This is a genomic window from Mycobacterium shunyiense (assembly GCF_058270035.1).
The window spans coordinates 1-3,276 of record NZ_JBZDPT010000024.1; the positions used below are offsets into that span (position 1 = coordinate 1).

The 3,276-nt window shown below is 65.8% G+C and carries 1 protein-coding gene; it reads left to right on the forward strand.

What is annotated here, in order from left to right; all coding sequences use genetic code 11:
- A partial coding sequence (locus AC4ELS_RS17075; protein ID WP_499048284.1) for a condensation domain-containing protein occupies positions 1–3,276 on the forward strand: 3,276 nt, incomplete at both ends.

A 3,276-nucleotide genomic window follows, 5' to 3' on the forward strand; every position in this document is an offset into this window, starting at 1 on the left:
AGTCGGTGTCGGCGTTGATGGTGGCGGCTGAGGCGTGTCCGGCCGATGTGGTGGATCGGTGGGCGCCGGGTCGGGTGTTGATCAATGGGTATGGTCCGACCGAGACGACGGTGTATGCCACGATCAGTGCCCCGTTGCAGCCCGGTTCAGGGGTCGTCCCGGTGGGTGTGCCGGTGCCCGGCGCTGGTTTGTTCGTTCTGGACCGGTCGCTTCGTCCGGTTGCTCCTGGCGTGGTGGGAGAACTTTATGTGGCCGGTCGCGGTGTAGGTATCGGCTATGTACGGCGTGCGGGCCTGACCGCCGCTAGGTTCGTGGCGTGCCCGTTCGGCGCACCCGGTGCTCGGATGTATCGGACCGGGGACCTGGTCTCGTGGGGTCCGGATGGGCAGTTGCGGTATTCCGGGCGTGCCGATGAGCAGGTCAAGATCCGCGGCTACCGCATCGAACTCGGCGAAATTCAAACGGCGCTGGCCGGTCTCGATGATGTGCAGCAAGCCGTGGTGATCGTCCGCGAGGACCGTCCCGGGGACAAGCGGTTGGTCGGCTACATCACCGGTTCAGCTGATCCCGTGGTGGTCCGCGCACAGCTGTCGCAGCGGCTGCCGGCCTACATGGTGCCCGCGGCCGTGGTGGCTCTTGATGCGTTGCCGTTGACGGTCAACGGCAAGCTGGACAAGCGGGCCCTGCCCGCGCCGGAATACACCGGCACCGATCACTATCGGGCTCCGAGCACGGCTACCGAGGAAATCCTGGCCGGTATCTACGCCCAGGTCCTCGGGTTGGAACGGGTCGGCATCGACGACTCCTTCTTCGACCTCGGCGGCGACTCCCTGTCTGCCATGCGGTTACTCGCCGCGGTGAACAGTCACCTTGACGTCGATATGGGTGTGCGTACCTTGTTCGACGCACCGACCGTCGCCCAACTCGCGCTGCGCCTCGTTTCGGGCTCGAGCGGACGTCGGCCGCTCGTGCCTCAACAGCGCCCGGACATCATCCCGTTGTCGTATGCGCAACAACGCCTGTGGTTCCTCAACCGGTTCGAGGGCGGGGTGGCGACATACAACATGCCGATCGCGTTCCGGATCAACGGAGCGGTGGATCTCGGGGCGCTCGAATCGGCTCTCGACGACGTGATCGATCGCCACGAGTCGCTGCGCACGGTGTTCCCCGACATCGACGGTGTGCCCTCACAAAAGGTTCTGCCCGCACAACCGGGGTTGTGGCGACGCGGAGGACCGGCAGTGGTGAAGGTGGCTGCGGACCAAGAAGCTGCCGTCATGGGCGAGTTGGTCGCCTTGGCGGGGTATCGGTTCGATCTGGCAACCGAGATCCCGATCCGGGCCCAGATCTACTCCGTCGGCCCCGAACAGTACGTCCTGGGAATCGTCCTGCACCACATCGCCTTCGACGGATGGTCGATGGCTCCCATGGTCAAGGATGTCGGTGCCGCGTACGCGGCCCGCTGCGCGGGAAAGGTTCCGGCCTGGACGCCGCTGCCGGTGCAGTACGCCGATTACTCGCTGTGGCAGCGCGAGCATCTGGGCGACCTGGAGGATCCGGGCAGCCGGATCGCAGAGCAGTTGTCCTATTGGCGTAAAGAGCTGGCGGGTCTGCCAGAGGTGGTATCGCTGCCCACCGATCGGCCCCGTCCTCCGGCGCCGAGCTACCGCGGCGACGGCGTCGATCTGCGCATCGATCCCGATACCTGGGCGGGTATCAAAGCGGTTGCCGCAGAACACAACGTCACTACCTCGATGGTCTTGCAGGCCGTCATGTCCGTCGTACTGCACCGGGCCGGTGTCGGTGAGGACATCGCATTGGGGACACCGATCGCCGGACGCAACGATCAGGCCCTACAGGAGCTGGTCGGGTTCTTCGTCAACACCTGGGTGTTGCGGGTCGGGCTGAACTCGCAGCAGAGGTTCAGCGATGTTCTCGATCAGGTGCGGCAGAAAGCGCTGGACGGTTACAGCAATCAGGACGTGCCCTTCGAGTTGCTGGTCGAGCAACTCAACCCGACCCGGTCCACATCGCACCACCCACTGTTCCAGGTGGCCCTGGTGTTCCAGAACAACGTGCGTCCCGAGGTGGCCTTGGAAGGCGCCGGCATCGAGCCGATGTCGATGGTCACCCGCACCGCCAAGTTCGACCTCGACGTGGACATCAGGGAGGTTCCCGACGAGCTTTCGGGTGCCCCGATGGCTGCAGGTGTGCTGACCTACGCGACCGACCTGTTCGACCGGTCCACCATCGAGCGTCTGGTGGGCTGGTTCGGCAAGGTGGTTTCAGCCGTGGCGGCTGACTCGTCGGTCGTGGTCGGCGAGGTGGGCTTGCTCGATGGCGCCGAGCGTGATCTGGTGCTGCACCGGTGGTCTGGTGCCAGTGTCGACGCGCAGGTGGGCCTGGCTCCGGAGTTGTTGGCGACGGCCGTCGCGGCGGATCCTGACGCTCTGGCAGTGGTGGACCACCCGCGGGAGTACACGTATCGCCAACTCGACGAGATCTCCAACCGGCTGGCACGGGTATTGATCGAGGCGGGCGTTGGCCCCGAGCGCGCGGTCGGCGTGGCGTTGGGCCGATCTGCCGAGTTGGTGATCGCCTGGTGGGCGGTCCTCAAGGCCGGTGGAGTGTATGTGCCGGTCGATCGAACCCACCCTGCTGAGCGGATCGCCACGGTACTGGACACCGTCGAAGCCGTGTGTGTGCTGGCTCGTGGTGATGATCCTGTGGCCGGAACGGGGACGCGGCCGGTAATCGATATCGACGCGCTGGATCTTTCGAGCAGCTCCGCAGAGCCGGTCACCGACGCTGACCGCTTGGCGCCGTTGAGTGTTGACGATGCCGCGTACGCGATCTTCACCTCAGGATCCACCGGTACGCCGAAGGGGGTGGCGATCAGCCACGCCGGTGTTCTGGGAGTGGCTGCAGCTCATCGTGAGTTGTTCGGTGTGACGCCGGGGGCTCGAGTGCTGATGGTGGCCGCGCCGACGTTCGATGCCTCGGTCTTCGAATGGCTGTGGGCAGTGGCCTCGAGGGCGGCGCTGGTGGTGGCTCCGCCGGATTCCTACGCTGGCGACGCGCTGGCGGCCGTGATCGAGGAACAGCAGGTCGAGGCCGCATTGATCACCCCGACCGTGGTGGCCACTCTGGACCGGAGCCGTCTGTCCGGATTGACGACGCTGGTGACCGGTGGCGAGGCGTGCCCGGCTGAGTTGGTGGCCGCGTGGGCCCCCGGGCGGCGGATGTTCAATGCCTATGGGCCGACCGAGGTGACGA